The 17,575-nt window shown below is 47.3% G+C and carries 14 protein-coding genes; 8 read left to right on the top strand and 6 right to left on the bottom strand.

The genetic code is table 11. The annotated features are described in order from the left end of the window. Positions 1-145: 145 nt before the first annotated feature. The 3 genes from B0181_RS09115 to B0181_RS09125 all read left to right on the top strand — a co-directional run bounded on the left by B0181_RS09115 (position 146) and on the right by B0181_RS09125 (position 3,054). The gene (locus B0181_RS09115; protein ID WP_078277194.1) at positions 146-1,696 is read left to right on the top strand and encodes a protein adenylyltransferase SelO family protein; all 1,551 of its coding nucleotides are present in this window, start codon (positions 146-148) and stop codon (positions 1,694-1,696) included. A 172-nt stretch (positions 1,697-1,868) separates the two neighbouring features. After that, positions 1,869-2,081 (top strand): cbb3-type cytochrome oxidase assembly protein CcoS, encoded by a 213-nt coding sequence (ccoS, locus tag B0181_RS09120; RefSeq protein WP_078277195.1) that lies wholly within the window; start codon positions 1,869-1,871, stop codon positions 2,079-2,081. A 76-nt stretch (positions 2,082-2,157) separates the two neighbouring features. Further along, positions 2,158-3,054, top strand: coding sequence for an urease accessory protein UreH domain-containing protein (locus B0181_RS09125; RefSeq protein WP_078277196.1), 897 nt, complete (start codon positions 2,158-2,160; stop codon positions 3,052-3,054). A gap of 176 nt (positions 3,055-3,230) precedes the next feature. Here the strand turns inward: B0181_RS09125 and gdhA are convergent, their stop codons facing one another. The 4 genes from gdhA to B0181_RS09145 all read right to left on the bottom strand — a co-directional run bounded on the left by gdhA (position 3,231) and on the right by B0181_RS09145 (position 11,499). Beyond that, the gene (gene gdhA, locus B0181_RS09130) at positions 3,231-4,571 is read right to left on the bottom strand and encodes an NADP-specific glutamate dehydrogenase (RefSeq protein ID WP_078277197.1); all 1,341 of its coding nucleotides are present in this window, start codon (positions 4,569-4,571) and stop codon (positions 3,231-3,233) included. Positions 4,572-4,927: 356 nt separating this feature from the next. Then, positions 4,928-6,475, bottom strand: coding sequence for a pyridoxal phosphate-dependent decarboxylase family protein (locus tag B0181_RS09135; protein ID WP_078277212.1), 1,548 nt, complete (start codon positions 6,473-6,475; stop codon positions 4,928-4,930). A 345-nt stretch (positions 6,476-6,820) separates the two neighbouring features. Then, positions 6,821-8,179, bottom strand: a complete 1,359-nt coding sequence (locus B0181_RS09140) for a diaminobutyrate--2-oxoglutarate transaminase (RefSeq protein WP_078277198.1) — start codon at positions 8,177-8,179, stop codon at positions 6,821-6,823. Positions 8,180-8,874: 695 nt separating this feature from the next. Next, positions 8,875-11,499 (bottom strand): bifunctional aconitate hydratase 2/2-methylisocitrate dehydratase, encoded by a 2,625-nt coding sequence (locus B0181_RS09145; protein WP_078277213.1) that lies wholly within the window; start codon positions 11,497-11,499, stop codon positions 8,875-8,877. 440 nt (positions 11,500-11,939) lie between these two features. Between B0181_RS09145 and lipA the strand changes: the two genes are divergently transcribed. Further along, entirely contained in the window at positions 11,940-13,004 is a 1,065-nt protein-coding gene (gene lipA, locus B0181_RS09150; RefSeq protein ID WP_078277199.1) for a lipoyl synthase, read from the top strand. Between the two features lie 155 nt (positions 13,005-13,159). Next, a complete protein-coding gene (locus B0181_RS09155) occupies positions 13,160-14,098 on the top strand; it encodes an alpha/beta fold hydrolase (RefSeq protein WP_078277200.1) in 939 nt (312 codons plus the stop codon). Positions 14,099-14,175: 77 nt separating this feature from the next. Here the strand turns inward: B0181_RS09155 and B0181_RS12470 are convergent, their stop codons facing one another. Further along, positions 14,176-14,310, bottom strand: a complete 135-nt coding sequence (locus B0181_RS12470) for a hypothetical protein (RefSeq protein ID WP_281271110.1) — start codon at positions 14,308-14,310, stop codon at positions 14,176-14,178. A 21-nt stretch (positions 14,311-14,331) separates the two neighbouring features. Here B0181_RS12470 and dapD point away from each other — a divergent pair, with 21 nt between their 5' ends. Together dapD and B0181_RS09165 are read left to right on the top strand one after the other, a co-directional pair. Next, positions 14,332-15,153 carry a 2,3,4,5-tetrahydropyridine-2,6-dicarboxylate N-succinyltransferase gene (dapD, locus tag B0181_RS09160; RefSeq protein ID WP_078277201.1) on the top strand — a complete coding sequence of 274 codons (822 nt, stop codon included), beginning with the start codon at positions 14,332-14,334 and terminating at the stop codon, positions 15,151-15,153. 304 nt (positions 15,154-15,457) lie between these two features. Next, a complete protein-coding gene (locus B0181_RS09165; protein WP_143821597.1) occupies positions 15,458-16,222 on the top strand; it encodes a hypothetical protein in 765 nt (254 codons plus the stop codon). Here B0181_RS09165 and B0181_RS09170 read toward each other — a convergent pair. Beyond that, positions 16,210-16,812, bottom strand: a complete 603-nt coding sequence (locus B0181_RS09170; protein WP_078277203.1) for a DNA-3-methyladenine glycosylase I — start codon at positions 16,810-16,812, stop codon at positions 16,210-16,212. The two genes, B0181_RS09165 and B0181_RS09170, sit on opposite strands and share 13 nt — an antisense overlap. Positions 16,813-17,118: 306 nt before the next feature. Between B0181_RS09170 and B0181_RS09180 the strand changes: the two genes are divergently transcribed. Beyond that, the gene (locus B0181_RS09180) at positions 17,119-17,424 is read left to right on the top strand and encodes a rhodanese-like domain-containing protein (RefSeq protein ID WP_078277205.1); all 306 of its coding nucleotides are present in this window, start codon (positions 17,119-17,121) and stop codon (positions 17,422-17,424) included. Positions 17,425-17,575 lie beyond the last annotated feature (151 nt).

The following is a 17,575-nucleotide window of genomic DNA, read 5'->3' on the forward strand; positions in this document are numbered from 1 at the left end:
TTATGAATGACGGCTTATAAATTGCACAGCTTAAACCAACTAACAAAGCACAAATTTTAAAACACTTCGCACCGCTTTACTTTTTACCCCAAGCGTGCTAAGTTTGCCAAATTCATCGCTCAATAATTTCACCAATTTAAAAACCATGCGCCATCACATCATCTACACCAAACTTGATGACAGACTGTACCATCATCAAAAGACTTCGCCGCTTGATAATCCACGGCTGGTGCATTTTAATCATGCGCTGGCGGACGCACTTGGCTTTGACGCTGCCGATAAGACACTTGATTGGCAGGCAATCATCGGTGCGGATTTTACCGCCTTTACGCCTGAATTTACACCGCTTGCGATGGTGTATGCAGGGCATCAGTTTGGGCATTGGGCAGGTCAGCTGGGCGATGGGCGTGGCGTACTCTTGACGCAGATTTTGGATAAAAATAACAAACTGACGGATTTGCATTTAAAAGGCGCAGGTCTGACGCCTTTTTCGCGCATGGGCGATGGGCGCGCGATGATTGGCAGCAGCGTGCGAGAATATCTGGGGTCGCACGCCTTAAATGTGCTTGGCGTGCCAAGTTCTAATGCCTTGGGGCTTGTGGTGTCGGACACGCTGATTCGCCGCCATCAAGCCGTGCCAGCCGCCGCCCTACTACGCACGAGCGATTGCCATGTGCGCTTGGGGCATTTTGAATGGATTATGGCATATGCGCCTGATTTATTGCCGACATTTACACAATTTTGTATGGCACATTATTTTGACCCAGACGAACACCACCAAAACGAAATCAACCACCAAAGCGATAGCCATCAAACAAACACCAAGCATCAAAATCCACCCACCATCGAGCAGTTTTTACGCCAAGTGTGCAGACGTACCGCGCGCATGATTGCCGATTGGCAGCTGGTTGGCTTCATTCATGGCGTGATGAACACCGATAATCTGAACATCACAGGCAGCACGCTGGATTTTGGCCCTTTTGCCATGATGGAGCGCTTCACCCCCAGCTGGATTGCCAATCATTCGGACGATTACGGCAGATACACCTACCAAAATCAGCCGCAAATCGGTGCGTGGAATTTACAACTTTGGCTGCGACTTTTTACGTCTTTGGGTGTTCATACGCACACCGTGCAAGCCTGCCTAGATGAGTACGAGCGCACCTTGCGCACGCATTATGAAGCAGGGCTTTGCCAAAAATTGGGCTTGGCGTATGATGATAACGCCATCGCTTTGGCATATGATTTTTTAGATTTATTAAAAAATTATGAGCTGGATTATACCAACAGCTTTCGTGCGCTGATTGCCGTTGCGTATGACAGCACGGACAATTCCACCGACAAATCCGCCCATCTGCATGAGACAAATCTTCTCACCACATTAGAACAAGAAATCGCACGCTTTGGCGCACATGAGCAGCGCACTTGGCAAGCGTGGCGCACTCGTTATCAAAAACACCTACAAACCCACGCCACACAAGCGATTGCCATCATGCAGCGCACAAATCCTGTGTACGTTTTAAGAAATCCTATGGCACAAAATGCCATCATCGCCCTAGAAAATGGCGATACCAGTGAGCTTGAAAGAATTTTTACGCTGCTTAGCACGCCCTTTAATGTACAAGACATCGCCACCGCTGATGACACCACGCCCACGCACCGCCTTGAAATGACGCCTGTCAGTTGTATGTCTTAGGCTAATAAATTTTCATTGAAATTATGTAGAAAACTTAAATAATCAAACAAATTCCAGCCGAGTAAGAATGCCACCCTTGCGGCGAAATTTTTAGATACATTGATGGAATGCACGCAAATCATGCTATAATGTGGGCGTTTTTTGTGCAGCCGTCCATCGTCAAGGGGGTGTTATGGACAGTATGTATCTTTTGATTCCGCTTAGTTTGATGTTGTTCGTGGTGGCGATTTGGGCGATTTGGTATGCGGTGAAATCCAATCAATTTGAAGATTTGGATAATGCACCTGACCAAATTATCCTAGATGACCGCCAAACACGCCGTGAGCAGCTCAAAAACCAATCAACACACCAAACAAACAACCAATCCAACACCCGTCATCTTTAATCTGATTCTTATAAGAATGAGTAAGAACCGCCTTGGTTCATAGTTTCGCGCCTAACATACAAATAAGAAGGTCATTATGTCGTTCGCTTTGATTCTTGCCGCGCTTGGCATGGGATTTTTTGGTTCGCCGCATTGCTTGGGTATGTGTGGCGGTATCGTGGCAGCTTTTGGCATTTCTATGCAGCACCTAAGCCCTGCCAAAAGGCGAATGCTGATTGCCACTTATCACATCGGCAGGCTGACAAGCTACGCTGTGCTTGGGCTGATTGCCACCATTTTTGGCAGTCAGATTCTAGCGCCATTTTTGACCAATAACGCCTTGCCACGCCTGCTGCTGGGCGGCGCGCTGATTTTTGCAGCACTGCTCATGCTGGGCGCTCCATTTTTAAATCGCCTTGAAAAATTAGGCTTGCGTTTGTGGCAAGCACTCTCACCTTTGCGTGCCAAAGTTTTACCGATTGACAATCTTGCTAAAGCCTTTGGCGCGGGCGTCCTGTGGGGATTTTTGCCGTGCGGTTTGGTGTATGGTGCGCTTGTGATGGCGGTGAGTTTGTCCGCCACTGACACCATGAATGGCGCACTGTTTATGGTATTTTTTGGCATTGGTACGCTGCCGATGTTACTTGCCACAAGCAGCATGGTGGCGTGGCTGCAGCAGCGCATTGCCAAATTTAATTTGCGCAAATTCAGCGGTGCTTTAATGCTTGTTTCTGGGCTGGCGGTGGCTTTTTCGCCCAGCATTATGCACGCTTTGCACGGTGGTTCGCATGGAAATCACGGCAATCACAGCTCACACGACCACACCGCCCATCATACGCACAACGAACACAGCTCACATAATCACAGCGAACATAAACACAGCTCACATAATCACAGCGAACACGGTTCGGAACACGAAAGCCATCAAAGCCACCCAGCGCATAATCATTCTGCCGCACACAACCAAACCAACGAAACGCACAGCCATCATTAAATTTGGTAAATTTTAAATCCAAATCCATTTTAAAATCATTCACCCAAACAAAAAAACGACAACCTAAAAAGTTGTCGTTTTTTATCAAAATAGTTTTAATTTGAGCTTAAAGACGGTTTGGGCAACTACTTTCAAATAATTTCACCAAACCATTTCACGCCCAAATTTAGCCGCCATCACAAGATGCCGTAAGACACCAAAGCGTTCGCCACTTGTACAAAGCCAGCCACGTTTGCGCCTGTCATATAGTCCACCGCGCCTTGGGTTGTGCCGTATTTTTCACCAGCCGCTTTGGCGTTGTCGTGGATATTTTTCATGATGTTTTGTAGTTTTACATCAAGCTCTTCAAAGCTCTTGTACTGGCGCACAGAGTTTTGACTCATTTCAAGACCAGACACCGCAACGCCGCCTGCGTTGGCAGCTTTGCCCGGCGCATAAGCAACACCGCCAGCACGCACCACGTCAATCGCTTCGGCAGTCAGCGGCATATTTGCGCCTTCAGCCACATATTTTACGCCATGTTTTACCAATGCTTTGGCGTTTTCAGCGTCCACTTCGTTTTGAGTGGCGCAAGGCAAAGCAACGTCTGCGTCAAACTGCCATGGCTTTTCGCCCGCCAGCCATTCGCCACCAAATTCCGCCACATAATCCGCCAAGGCTTTGCCGTTTGCTTTATGGTTTTTCACCCAGTTGATTTTTTCTTGGGTAAAGCCTGCTTTGTCCACCAGCGTGCCTTTTGAGTCAGAGAAAGTGATGACTTTACCGCCAAGCTGCATGGCTTTTTCGGCGGCGTATTGCGCCACGTTACCTGCACCTGACACCAGTACGGTTTTGCCTTGCAGGCTGTCGTTATTCACTTTTAGCATATTGTCAAGGAAATACACCAAGCCATAGCCAGTCGCTTCGGTGCGAATCAATGAACCGCCATGACCCACGCCCTTGCCAGTCAAAACGCCTTCAAATTCACGCGTTAGGTTTTTGTACATGGCGAACATATAGTTCACTTCACGACCGCCCACACCAATGTCGCCTGCTGGTACGTCCATGTCTTTGCCAACGTTTTTGTGCAATTCACGCATGAACGCATAGCAAAAACGGCGGATTTCAGCTTCTGATTTGCCTTTTGGATCAAAGTCTGAGCCGCCTTTTGCGCCGCCCATCGGCAAGCCAGTCAAGGCGTTTTTGAAAATTTGCTCAAAACCCAAAAATTTTAGCGTGCCTTCAGTTACGGTTGGGTGAAAGCGGATACCGCCTTTGTATGGGCCGATGGCGTTGCTAAATTGTACACGCCAGCCGCGGTTTACTTGCACTTCGCCCTTGTCGTTTTCCCAGTTCACACGGAATGAGATGATACGGTCAGGCTCGCACAGACGCTCAAAAACTTTAAATTCTTCGTATTTTGGATTGTCCGCATACACCTTACCAATGGTCATCGCCACTTCTTCTACCGCTTGAATGAATTCAGGCTGATGTGCGTAGTTTTGTTGAACTTTTTCAATGGCTGACTGAATGGTCATGTCGTATCTCCTACGTTGGGCTTGGCAAGGCAAGCGTGATTAAAAAGCACTGGGTGCGGTTTTGATGATTTATATCATAAATGCTGATATGTTCATAAGCAAACGCAATATACTAAGATTTCCAACAAAATTCAAGCATTGCAATTACGTTTATCATGATAAATCAGCGGATATTTATTAGATTTTCTTATGGCAAGCCCATAAAATATGATAAATAAATTTTGTGAATTTTCAACATATCGCAAATTTATACTCAAATCATTTGCTTTATGATAAAAGACGATTTTCAATATCAAGCGAAATTCAAAACATTAAAAAACCTTGCAACATCACATTGCAAGGTTTTTATCATGAAATCAATCAATTGGCGGTGTGTAAGTGCCGTTTTTGATGTCGTCTTTGATGCGCTCAGCTTCGCTTAATACTTGCGCCAAAAGGTTTTGCACGTTTTCAAGCGTTGCCACAGGGCTAAGCAGCGTCATTTTCAAAGACTGCACATCGCCATATTCTGGACTGTTCACACGCGTTACGCCAATGTTCGCTTCACCACGTGCAAACAGCTCGTCCGCCACGTTTTGGTTTAGGCTGTCAATCAGCTCGCTTGGATAGCCTTTTGGCACAACACGGAACAGCACAGACGCAAATTGCGGACGAATCAGCATTTCTAGCGCATCGGTGTTATCAATGTAGCTTGCCACTTCTTTGGATAAATCCACGCCATGATCAATCATTGAGCCGTACAGCGTCTCGCCCAGTGCTTCCACCGTGAACCACAGTTTTAGCGCGTCAAAGCGACGCGTGGTTTGTAGTGATTTTGACACCAAATTTGGCACGCCATGCTCTTCGTCATAAGCAGAGTTCAGATACTCGGCTTCATAGTGCATAAAGCGATAATTTGCTTCGTCTTTAAGCAAGAACGCACCGCACGAAATGCTTTGGAAATAATGCTTATGAAAATCCAGCGTTACCGAATCGGTCAGCTCAATGCCGTCCAGCAAATCACGGTATTTGTTAGACAAAAGCAGCGCACCGCCCCACGCCGCATCAACGTGCAGCCATGCGCCATAGCGATTGGTGATTTCACGAATGGTTTTTAGATCGTCAATCGCGCCTGCGTCAGTCGTGCCAGCGGTTGCCACCACGCACGCTGCGATGTTACCTTGTGCGTGCAAATCCGCCATGATGGTTTCAAGCGCTGCTGTGTCCATTTGCGCATTGGCATTACAAGGCACGGCAATCACAGACGCAAAACCCATGCCCATCATCGCCATGTTTTTTTGTACGCTAAAGTGGGCGTTTTCTGAACACAGCACTTTTACTTTTTGCATGGCTTCGTTTGGAATGCCGAATTTTTGTACCGACCACGGCTCGCCTTGTGCGTCTTTAAAGTTCTTGGCAATGCACCAATCACGCGCAAGCAAAACGCCCATCAAGTTTGACTGCGTACCGCCCGATGTGAACACGCCAGCAGTACCTGCGCCATAGCCGACCTTTTGACGCAGCCAATCAATCAGCTGCACTTCCATCAGTGAGCCTGCTGGCGACTGATCCCACGAATCCATAGATTGGTTGGTGGCGTTGATGTACACTTCAGCGATTTGACTGGTTACAAGCGTTGGGCAATGCAAATGCGCCAATGAATGCGGATGGTGTACTTTTAGGCTTTTATTCAAAAACAGCTCGGTCATGCGCTCAAGCGACTTATCCAGCCCCATACCTTCTTTTGATGGCAAAAAGTTGATGGCACTTTTTAGTTCACGAATGCTGCCGCCTGTGTACATATGCTCATTTTTTAGCCAAGCAGACACCGCTTTGGTTGCTGCTGCCATCGCGTTTTCGTAGTCGGTGATGGAGTTAGAATCGTTACACAATAAGGCTTGTTTGTGTTTTGCAAAATCCGTCATGATTTTTCCTTTTGCAAAAATATCAAAAATTAAGTTGCTGCGTGCTAATGTGGCATTTGGCGTGTTCGATTGACATATTGGATTGGCATGTTTAATGAAATTGTCCGTCAACTTAAAATTTTGGCTGGCAAATTTCATACGCCATATGCGTAAGTCATCAAGTCAAATTATCAAATTAATTTGCTAAACCAAGTTGTCAAACCAAGTTGTCAAACCAAGTTGTTACAAATTGCCAGACCAAACACCGCACGCTTCATCATATAAAAACAAAACCAAATCACACGCTTGGCAAAAGACCAAAATTTCAAAGCCTTTTGCCAAGTTTGGTGTGATTTGGCCGTCAGATTAACCGCGTACTTTTTGTAGTGCGTCAATCACTGATTGCTTAAAGCGTGCCACCACTTCCACACACTCTTCATGCGTGATGGTGATTGGGCAAAGAATGCGTACCACCGTGCCGCCACGTCCGCCACGTTCAAGCAGCAGTTTGTTATTAAAGCAAGCGGTTTGAATGGCGGCAGCAAGCTCGCTGTCGGCAGGATACGAGCCCATGTGGTCGGCAGGCTTGCGCTCGTCCACAATCTCAATGCCATTCATCAAGCCGCGTCCACGCACATGACCGATACAGCCAAATTCTGCTTGCAGTTTTTGTACTTCACTGCGCAAAAACTCGCCTTGTACGCGTGCGTTTTCCTCCAAATTCTTATCACGGATTTCTTCTAAAACTTTTAGGCCTGCCGCCATCGCCAGCTGGTTGCCACGGAATGTGCCTGTGTGTCCTGCTGGTGCCCATGCGTCAAATTTCTTGTTAATCGCCAGTACGCACAGTGGCAAGCCGCCGCCCACCGCCTTACTCATCACCACCACGTCAGGAACGATGCCTGCGTGTTCAAAGGCGAACATCTTGCCAGAGCGTGCAAAACCTGCTTGCACTTCGTCCAAAATCAGTACGATGTCATGCTTGGCGGTTACTTCACGGATTTTTTGCAGCCACTTGGCAGGCGCAGGCACGACACCGCCTTCACCTTGAATGGCTTCTAGAATCACAGCAGCAGGCTTCACCACGCCGCTTTCTACGTCTTCAATGAAGTTTTCAAAATAATAAGTCAGCGCATCTACGCCTGCTTCACCGCCCAAACCCAGCGGGCAGCGGTATTCGTGCGGATATGGCAAAAATTGCACGCCCGGCATCAGATTGCCCACTTTTTCTTTGGCGGACAAGTTACCCGTCATCGCAAGCGAGCCGTGCGTCATGCCGTGATAACCTCCAGAAAACGCAATCACATTATCACGCCCTGTGTAGGTTTTGGCAAGTTTGATTGCTGCTTCGGTGCCGTCTGCGCCAGTTGGGCCGCAGAACTGTAGTACGAAATTTTCTGGGAAAAAGCCAAGCAAAGCTTCAGTAAATGCGTCTTTGACAGGCGTGGTGATGTCAAGCGTGTGCAGCGGCAGGCCACTGTCTAGCACATCACGCAATGCTTCAAAAACTGCTGGGTGATTATGCCCCAAAGCCAAAGTGCCAGCACCTGCCAAGCAGTCCAGATATTGATTACCTTCAACGTCCGTCACCCAAATGCCATTGGCTTTGGCGATTGCTAGCGGAAGTTTGCGCGGATAACTGCGGACATTTGACTCCATCGCGTCTTGGCGATTTAGGTAGTAGTCGTTTGAAGTTTGGGCAGGTGTAACAGGAGTAACGCTCATATTCAATTACCATCTTGAAATAAGGGTTGAAAGAACAAACCACAAAACCCGAACCTTATGAATGCAAATCTGAGATTTGGCGCAGGTTCTGAAAAGTTTGGCGAAATAAACACGTTTAACGTGCGAAAGTTTTACAAATCATTAAAAAATCAGCGATGATTTGTACGGCAAGGCTTTTTGGGGTTGTGGGCATGATGGCTTATTTTTTAAGGGCAAAAGTTAAGTTTATCTAAAAATTATTTTTTAAAATATTCTTAGAAAATCGCCTAAAAAATCATCTGCCAAGCTACATCACAAAACTTGCTTTTGCAAAATAGCGCCGCCACATTCCATAAAAGGTGGCAAATTATAACACGCTTAGAAATTTTGTCCACGACTTTTTGCGGTTTTTTACCAAAGACCAGCAAACACATTTAAAAAATCAATAAAATCGCCCGCTTTCACACAATTTACTTTAACAATATCCGCTCGCCAAGCATTTTGCAAATTTGGCACGGTTGATTAATAAAACGCATCATTATTAAGTTTTGATAAATAATAAGATGGCAAATGCTCTTAATTTAAATATGCAGCAATTTTCAAAAACTGATAATTTTAAAACACGGCAATTTTAAACCCAATAAAAAACACCGCCATCATAAAGACGGCAGTGTTTTTTGAATACTTAAATCAGAATTCAAACTTGGACAAGCGGCTTAAGCCAGTTGTGCCACGCTGATTTTGTCTGATTTTTCGGTGTATTCGCTCATTTGGTCGAAGTTTAGGTAGTTATAAACTTCAGCCTTCATGTTGTCCAGCTTGCCAGCGTATTGCATATATTCTTCTACGGTTGGCAGCTTACCAAGCACTGATGCAACCGAAGCCAGCTCTGCTGACGCTAGGTATACGTTCGCACCTTGACCTAGGCGGTTCGGGAAGTTACGCGTAGACGTAGACACCGCCGTAGATTTTGGTGCAATGCGTGCTTGGTTACCCATGCACAGTGAGCAGCCCGGCATTTCGGTACGCGCGCCTGCTTGGGCATAAGTGTTGTAGTAACCTTCGTCCATCAGTTGACGCTCGTCCATCTTGGTTGGTGGTGCAATCCATAGACGAGTGGTTAAGCTGCCTGCTGGTACTTCTGCAAGTAGCTTACCTGCGGCACGGAAATGACCGATGTTTGTCATACAAGAACCAATGAACACTTCATCAATCTTATCGCCTGCCACGTCAGACAATAGCTTGGCATCGTCTGGGTCGTTCGGGCAGCATAGGATTGGCTCTTTAATTTCAGACAAATCAATCTCATACACTTTGGTGTATTCTGCGTCTGCGTCTGCTTTTAGTAGGCTTGGGTTGTCCAGCCATTTTTGCATATTTTCGGCGCGGCGTGCCAGGGTACGAGCGTCGCCATAACCCTCGCTAATCATCCACTTAAGCATAACGATGTTTGAACGCAGGTATTCTGCCACTTTTTCTTCTGAAACGGTAATCGCACAGCCAGCTGCACTACGCTCAGCAGATGCGTCAGACAATTCAAACGCTTGCTCAACGGTCAAATCATCTTCCATCTCGGTCAAATCAATCTCAAGGATACGACCTGAGAAAATGTTTTTCTTACCTTTTTTCTCAACGGTCAAATCGCCTTCTTTGATGGCATAGTAAGGAATGGCGTGTACCAAATCACGCAAGGTGATGCCCGGCTGCATTTTACCTTTGAATTTCACAAGCACCGATTCTGGCATATCAAGCGGCATTACGCCAGTTGCTGCAGCGAACGCTACAAGACCAGAACCTGCTGGGAATGAGATACCGATTGGGAAGCGAGTGTGTGAATCGCCGCCAGTACCTACGGTGTCAGGCAGTAGCATACGGTTTAGCCATGAGTGGATTACGCCATCGCCCGGACGCAGCGATACACCGCCACGATTCATGATGAAATCAGGCAAGGTGTGATGCGTTACCACGTCAATTGGCTTTGGATAAGCGGCAGTGTGGCAGAACGACTGCATTACTAGGTCAGATGAGAAACCTAGGCACGCCAAGTCTTTTAGCTCATCACGAGTCATTGGGCCTGTGGTGTCTTGAGAACCAACAGTCGTCATCTTAGGCTCGCAGTAAGTACCCGGACGGATACCCTGACCTTCTGGCAAGCCACACGCACGACCCACCATTTTTTGCGCCAAAGTAAAGCCCTTGCCAGTGTCAGCAGGCTGCTCTGGCTTGCGGAACAACTCAGAAGCTGGCAAGCCTAGAGCTTCGCGCGCTTTGCCAGTTAGGCTGCGGCCAATGATTAGGTTGATACGGCCGCCAGCACGCACTTCGTCTAGCAATACTGGTGTTTTTAGCTTAGATTCTGCGATTTGCGCACCGTTTTTAAATGCGGTAACGGTAGCAGTTGCATGGTCGATTTTTAGGGTAACTTCATCGCCCATATTCATGTCAGACACATCAATCTCAACTGGCAATGCGCCTGCGTCTTCCATGGTGTTAAAGAAAATCGGAGCGATTTTACCGCCTAGACACACGCCGCCGTCTTTTTTGTTTGGAATGTGCGGGATTTCATCACCAAAGAACCACAGCACTGAGTTGGTGGCTGATTTACGGCTAGAACCTGTACCCACAACGTCGCCCACATAGGCAACTGGATTGCCCTTAGCGATAAGCTCTTTGATTTGGCTTAGCGGGCCAACTTCGCCATTTTTCTCTGGGCGAATGCCATCACGCTCATTTTTTAGCATGGCGTTGGCGTGTAGTGGAATGTCAGGACGGCTCCATGCGTCTTGTGCTGGCGACAAATCGTCCGTGTTAGTCTCACCTGTTACTTTAAAGACGGTGATTTTAATCTCTTCTGGTACGTCTGGACGGCTGGTGAACCACTCAGCGTCTGCCCATGATTGTAGAACTGCTTTAGCGTTTTCGTTGCCAGCTTTGGCTTTTTCTTCTACATCGTGGAATGCGTCAAATACCAGCAAAGTTTTCTTCAGCGCTTCAGCCGCCAAGCCGCCAAGCTCTGCATTGTCCAAAAGCTCAATAAGCGGCGCAACGTTATAGCCGCCAAGCATGGTGCCAAGCAAGTACACCGCGCGCTCTTTACTTACCAATGGTGAGCTTGCTTCGCCTTGGGCGATGGCGTTTAGGAATGCAGCTTTTACATAAGCAGCTTGGTCAACACCCGCTGGCACACGATTTTCAAGCAAATCTACCAAATAATCTTCTTCGCCTGCTGGTGGATTTTTTAGCAAATTCACCAATTCAGCCGTTTGCGCATCGGTCAGTGGCTGTGGTGGCACGCCTAGGGCTTCACGCTCAGCAACGTGTTTGCGGTATTCAGTTAGCATATCTGACATAGCATTTTCCTTATTTTGTGATGACATTTGGTCGTAAGTGCTTGATATATTGATAAATTCACTTTAAAAATATCCAAGTGCCTAGACAGTTACTTCTTGCAAGTCCTATCATACCCTAAAATTTTGCCAAGTTCAAAAATTTACTGCTTGATAGTCAATATTTTTTAAAAAAATGATGTTATCAAACTTTGTAAATGATAACCGCTCACAATTACATCGCCAATCCCAGCAATCGTACGGCTTTTATGCTACTGCTTTGGGGTTAGTGTGAGAATTTTTGTGCGTAAATCCGCCATTTTTGCCTTGAAATCATACCTTTTTTGCCCAATTTAGCGTACAATATGCGTGAAAGTTTTATCGCAAATTTGCGCTGATTATGGCGTGAAATTGCAGCTTTACAGATTTAAACCCAATCAAAATAAGAGATTGTAATGACCGTCCAAACCTTTACTCCAGAAGCTCGCCCTGCCCCAAAAAAAGCCGTACAAGGCGAGAAATTGCGCGGCTACGACAAGGTGGCACGCATTCCTATTAAAGTCATTCCAACGCTAGAAACTCCAAAAAAACCTGACTGGATTCGTGTCAAGCTGTCAAGTCCAGCGGAAGTTGAGCGCATCAAATCCACCTTGCGCAAACAAAAACTTTACACCGTGTGCGAAGAAGCCGCCTGCCCAAACTTGCCGCAATGCTTTGCAGATGGCACGGCAACTTTTATGATTATGGGCGATATTTGCACACGCCGCTGCCCGTTTTGTGAAGTGGCGCACGGCAGACCAAATCCGCTGGATAAAGACGAGCCACGCCACACCGCCGAGACCATTCTTGGCATGGGTCTAAAATATGCCGTGATTACATCGGTAGACCGTGACGATTTAAAAGACGGCGGTGCGGGGCATTTTGTGGAAGTGATTAACGAATCTAAAAAACTTAGCCCAAATTGCTTGATTGAAATTTTGGTGCCTGATTTTCGTGGGCGTGAGCAAATTGCGCTGGATTTATTGACCGAAACTGCGCCAGACGTATTCAACCACAACATTGAAACCGTGCCACGCTTATACAAGGCTTTCCGTCCCGGCTCTGATTATGCGCACTCTTTACAGCTGCTCAAAGACTACAAAGCGCGCCGCCCAGACGTGGCAACCAAGTGCGGCTTTATGGTAGGACTTGGCGAAACCGAAGAAGAGGTTTACGCCCTGTTGGACGACCTAAAAGCGCACGACGTGGACATCGTAACCATCGGTCAGTACCTTGCGCCAAGTAAAAACCACGCACCGATTGACCGCTACGTTCACCCTGATGAATTTGCGCGCTACACCGAATACGGCAAAAAATTGGGCTTTTTTAACATTTGGGCAAACCCAATGGTGCGCTCAAGCTACTTTGCCGACCGTCAATATTATGGCGAAGATTGCCCACCGCCAAGCCGCTCACCAAAAGCGCTTGCCGAAGAAAAACTTGCCAAAGTCGAAGCGGGCGAGAAAGGTGGGTGTTTTTAATACAGCATTGGGCAAGGCAGGTTTTTATAACTTGCCTTATCTTTATTTATAAATAGCAATCAAAAATAAAGGTTTTTTCTGTCAATGTTGCCATACTCACACAAAAGACACTTGACTTAACAACCTACAAACCCACCAGCCCAAACACACAAACCATGACCCAACCAATCCTATCCAGCAATGGCGTTCACCGCCTGCACCACACGTTTTATACGCCAAAAGACAGCGTCAAAGCCACGCTGCTCATCGTGCATGGTATGTGCGAGCATAGCGGACGTTATGAAAAATTTGCCAAATTTTTGGCGGATAATGGCATTTTGGTCGCTACTTATGATCAGCTGGGGCATGGGCGCACGGTCAAGGACAAGTACGAGCTGGGTTTTATTGACGAAAAACACCCCGTGCAAGCGCTGTGCAAGGACGTCATCATCATGGCGGATAAACTCAAAGAGCTTGCGCCAGACGTGCCGCATTTTATCATGGGACATTCGATGGGCTCTTTTGTGGTGCGCACGGTTTTGACGCACCATGCCAGCCGTTTTGATGGCGCAATTTTAATGGGAACGGCAGACAGCACCAACCTGCTTGGCAAACTTGCCACGCCTGCGCTAAGCCTGCTTAATCGCCTATCACCAAAAGCGCATAACCAAACCATCGCTGCTTTACTAAACGACAGCCTGCTTGGGCAACTGCGCTCGCCTATTTCGCCATCGCCTTTTGCTTGGCTTGCTGAAAATACTGACGCCATCAAAGCCTTTGAAGCCGATGCTTTGTGCGGTTTCACCTTTAGCAATAACGGCTTTTTTACGCTTAGTGCTTTGATGAAAAAAGCCTGCGATGACGGCTGGTTTGCGCACTTTCCAGCAAACTTTGGCGTGCTGCTCATCAGCGGTAAAGACGACCCTGTGGGCAACATGGGGCAAGACATTCCACACCTGCACGACAAACTGCTCGCCAAAACTAAAGCCCATATCCAAAGCCATCTGTACGTCAATATGCGCCATGAAATTTTGCAAGAAACCAATCACGCACAAGTGTTTAACGATGTGCTAAAATGGCTCAATGCACACATTGAACGTACGCACATCAAATAATCTGCACGCCTTCACGATTTTGTGATTAGGTTTTGCGATTTGGTTTTCTGATGAAATTTCGCTTTAGTTTGGTTTTATCAATCATAAAGTTTGGCGGCAAATGCGCACAAACTACGCACAAAGCACAAAAATGCGGTATAATGGCGTAATTCTACGCAAACTTCGCCTGACGCTGCCTTTGGTGCAGCTGGCAAGTTTACAACCCATTTCATTCATCAATTTAAGGAATTTTCATGTCTTTACAAACCATCATTGAACAAGCCTTTGACAACCGTGCCAACTTTGGAGCGGCTGATTGCCCAAGCGATGTGCGTGCGGCAGTTGAAGAAGTATTGGCAAGTCTTGACAACGGCTCATTGCGTGTTGCCGAAAAAATTGACGGTGAATGGGTGGTTCATCAATGGGTGAAAAAAGCCGTACTTTTGTCATTTAAAATCAATGACAACCGCCCAATGGACGGCGGTGAAGACGCACGCTTCTTTGACAAAGTAGACACCAAATTCGCAGGCTGGTCTGAAGAAGATTTTAAAGCCGCTGGCGTGCGTGTTGTACCGCCTGCCGTTGCTCGTAAAGGCTCATTCATCGCCAAAAACGTGGTGCTGATGCCATCTTATACCAACATCGGTGCGTACGTTGATGAAGGCACAATGGTGGACACTTGGGCGACCGTTGGCTCGTGCGCCCAAATCGGTAAAAACGTTCACCTGTCAGGCGGCGTGGGCATTGGTGGCGTGCTAGAGCCACTACAAGCCAACCCAACCATCATTGAAGACAACTGCTTTATCGGTGCGCGCTCAGAAATCGTAGAAGGCGTGATTGTAGAAGAAGGCTCGGTCATCTCAATGGGCGTGTACATCGGTCAATCTACCAAAATCTACGACCGTGAAACAGGCGAAATCCACTACGGCCGCGTGCCAGCAGGCTCGGTGGTTGTACCGGGTAACTTGCCGTCAAAATGCGGCAAATACAGCCTATACGCTGCCATCATTGTGAAAAAAGTGGACGCACAAACTCGTGCCAAAACCAGCCTAAACGATCTGTTGCGTGATGACTGATTATTAGGCGATACGCTTAAAAATACACAAAACTCAGCTTCTTTTGGGGCTGAGTTTTTGTTTTGGGCTGGCGGTTTTTGGCTGATTTATGATTGGAATATTAAATTGGCTGGAAATGATGGGTTGATGGCTGCTTTGATTGAATTTGGCTGAATTGAATTTCGTTGAGCTAAATTTATCTTAACTGAATTTGACCAGCAAACGATAAATGCAACTTAACACCAAACCAAATTCAACCCTGAAATTTGCACTACTTATGCATTTGCACTACAATACGCACAAACACACAACCAACACCGATTTCATGTCTTATCACGCCCCATCAAAACCCACCAAAAAACCTGCCCGTCCGTGGTGGGTAACTGCTTTGATTTTTGCGATTGCACTGCACCTTGTGGTGTTTGCTACCATTTATTTTAGTCAATCTAGCAGCTCAAATACTGCTGCAAACCATACCACCAAACCCGCTGAACCTGTGGTACAGCCCATCGTCCAGCCGGAAAATGTGCCGCTGATGACGCTTGATGACAGCGCAGAGCGAGCCGAAAATTCAGACGAAACGGCAGACGCTGAAGGCAATAATGCCAGCGGTGAGAATGATGATGGCGACACAGCAAGCGATAAAGCGGACGATAAGACAGATAAAGATGCGCAATCGGTCATCGTCTTACAGCGAGAAACCGCCCCTGCCAGTACAAACGCCAGCGCAAATCCCAACATAAGCCAGCGCCCAGCGGTAAACACACCGCCTGCGCCAAGCAATCATGCGCCTGCGCCTGTTTACGCACCTGCGCCTGCGCCCATCAGCGCTGAACAAGCCGCCGCATTGGCTGCCGAATCAGAAGCCATCGCCATTGATGAAGCCCTATCCGAGCAAATCCAGCAAGTGCGCCGCCTAAATGACCATAAGCTCAAAGACGAGCTAAAAAGCCGTGCGGACACAGAAAAAGCCCCAGCTGACACGCCCACACCGCCTACGCTCACTCGCCCTGACAACAGCGCACCACGCAGCAATCCGCTTTCTGTCAATCCAGCCGAGCCAGCGGACAGCGCAAATCACGATGAATGACGAAAATCGCAATGCGCCACATGGTCATTCACCATGCCGCACGCCTGCATGAACGCATAGCACGTTGTCGCGCCGACAAATTTAATGCCGTCCTTTTTGAGCTGCTTTGCCAGTGCTGCACTGGCAGGCGTTTGCGCAGGCACATCCTTTTCTGACGGTGGGCAATTATCCACAGGCGCGCGCCCTTGGGCTGTGCGCACCACTCTCCACAAATACTCACCAAAATCTTCACACGCACTGATGGCAAGATACGCCTTGGCGTTATTGATGATGGCTTCAATCTTGCCACGGTGGCGAATGATGCTGGCGTCTTGTAAAAGCTCTGCCACCTTTTCATCGTCAAACGTGGCAATGATTTGCGGTTCAAAATCAGCAAACGCACGATAATACGCTTCACGCCGCCGCAAAATGGTAATCCAGCTTAAGCCCGCCTGCATACTTTCAAGGCACAGCAGCGCAAAAAGTCGCTTGCCGTCATATTCAGGCTTGCCCCACTCGGTGTCGTGATACGCCTGATACAAAGGGTCATCGCCGCACCAAGCACAGCGCACAGGTTTATCAAAAGGCGAAACAGTGGTGAGATTTGACATGGTTTTTACCGAATGATTGTGAAATTGGTAAATTGTGGCAAATTAAAAGTTGCGGTAAGTTATGGCAGTTTTTATCAATCAAAACTTGCCACAATGTAAGAATAATCAAACCTTGCCGCAATTTCAAGCAAAACACAGCTTCAAACAAAACACAGCTTCAAGCAAGCCAGAGTTTCAAGCAAAAAACCGCCACAAAACACCGCCAACTTTCAAAAACCACGCCCCACCTTTACCCCTGCCGTGCTTTTTGTTATGATGGCAAAGAAATTACCCATACAATTAAATGACATCAACTTTGGAGCGACCATGATTCAAGAACTTCATATCACCGATTTCACCCCAAGCGCCGATAAGACCATCTGGGACGTACGCGACGCCAGCAGTTACCAAGAAGGACACATCGCCCACGCTCAAAATCAGCCGCTAGACAGTATCAATGCCGAACTTTTGGCACAAACCACAGGCGACATCTATGTGCTGTGCGGTGGCGGCACCAAGGCAGGCAAAGCGTGCGCACTGCTAGAAACGCTTGACCCAACACGCAAAATCATTCACCTGACAGGCGGCACACGCGGCGCAAAAGCGGCAGGCATGACTATCATCAGCGAATGATTCGCAAATTTAACCCAATTTTTTAACCAATTTTTCATCAATAAAGCAAAAATCGGCTGATAACGATAAGTTTTTGGCTGATTTTTGCTTTTTTATCATCACTCGCAATAAAATTTTCCCATGCAGTGCAATCCACCGAACAAAATTTATC

Source organism: Moraxella caviae, assembly GCF_002014985.1.
Taxonomy (GTDB): Bacteria; Pseudomonadota; Gammaproteobacteria; order Pseudomonadales; family Moraxellaceae; genus Moraxella; species Moraxella caviae.

Bases quoted from the DNA above. Each gene is read 5' to 3' on its own strand.
- B0181_RS09135 (WP_078277212.1), bottom strand. From the start codon at position 6,475: ATGACGGATTTTGCAAAACACAAACAAGCCTTATTGTGTAACGATTCT.
- gdhA (WP_078277197.1), bottom strand. From the start codon at position 4,571: ATGACCATTCAGTCAGCCATTGAAAAAGTTCAACAAAACTACGCACAT.
- B0181_RS09155 (WP_078277200.1), top strand. From the start codon at position 13,160: ATGACCCAACCAATCCTATCCAGCAATGGCGTTCACCGCCTGCACCAC.
- B0181_RS09115 (WP_078277194.1), top strand. From the start codon at position 146: ATGCGCCATCACATCATCTACACCAAACTTGATGACAGACTGTACCAT.
- B0181_RS09140 (WP_078277198.1), bottom strand. From the start codon at position 8,179: ATGAGCGTTACTCCTGTTACACCTGCCCAAACTTCAAACGACTACTAC.
- B0181_RS12470 (WP_281271110.1), bottom strand. From the start codon at position 14,310: ATGAAATGGGTTGTAAACTTGCCAGCTGCACCAAAGGCAGCGTCAGGC.
- B0181_RS09180 (WP_078277205.1), top strand. From the start codon at position 17,119: ATGATTCAAGAACTTCATATCACCGATTTCACCCCAAGCGCCGATAAG.
- B0181_RS09170 (WP_078277203.1), bottom strand. From the start codon at position 16,812: ATGTCAAATCTCACCACTGTTTCGCCTTTTGATAAACCTGTGCGCTGT.
- lipA (WP_078277199.1), top strand. From the start codon at position 11,940: ATGACCGTCCAAACCTTTACTCCAGAAGCTCGCCCTGCCCCAAAAAAA.
- B0181_RS09145 (WP_078277213.1), bottom strand. From the start codon at position 11,499: ATGCTAACTGAATACCGCAAACACGTTGCTGAGCGTGAAGCCCTAGGC.
- B0181_RS09125 (WP_078277196.1), top strand. From the start codon at position 2,158: ATGTCGTTCGCTTTGATTCTTGCCGCGCTTGGCATGGGATTTTTTGGT.
- dapD (WP_078277201.1), top strand. From the start codon at position 14,332: ATGTCTTTACAAACCATCATTGAACAAGCCTTTGACAACCGTGCCAAC.
- ccoS (WP_078277195.1), top strand. From the start codon at position 1,869: ATGGACAGTATGTATCTTTTGATTCCGCTTAGTTTGATGTTGTTCGTG.
- B0181_RS09165 (WP_143821597.1), top strand. From the start codon at position 15,458: ATGTCTTATCACGCCCCATCAAAACCCACCAAAAAACCTGCCCGTCCG.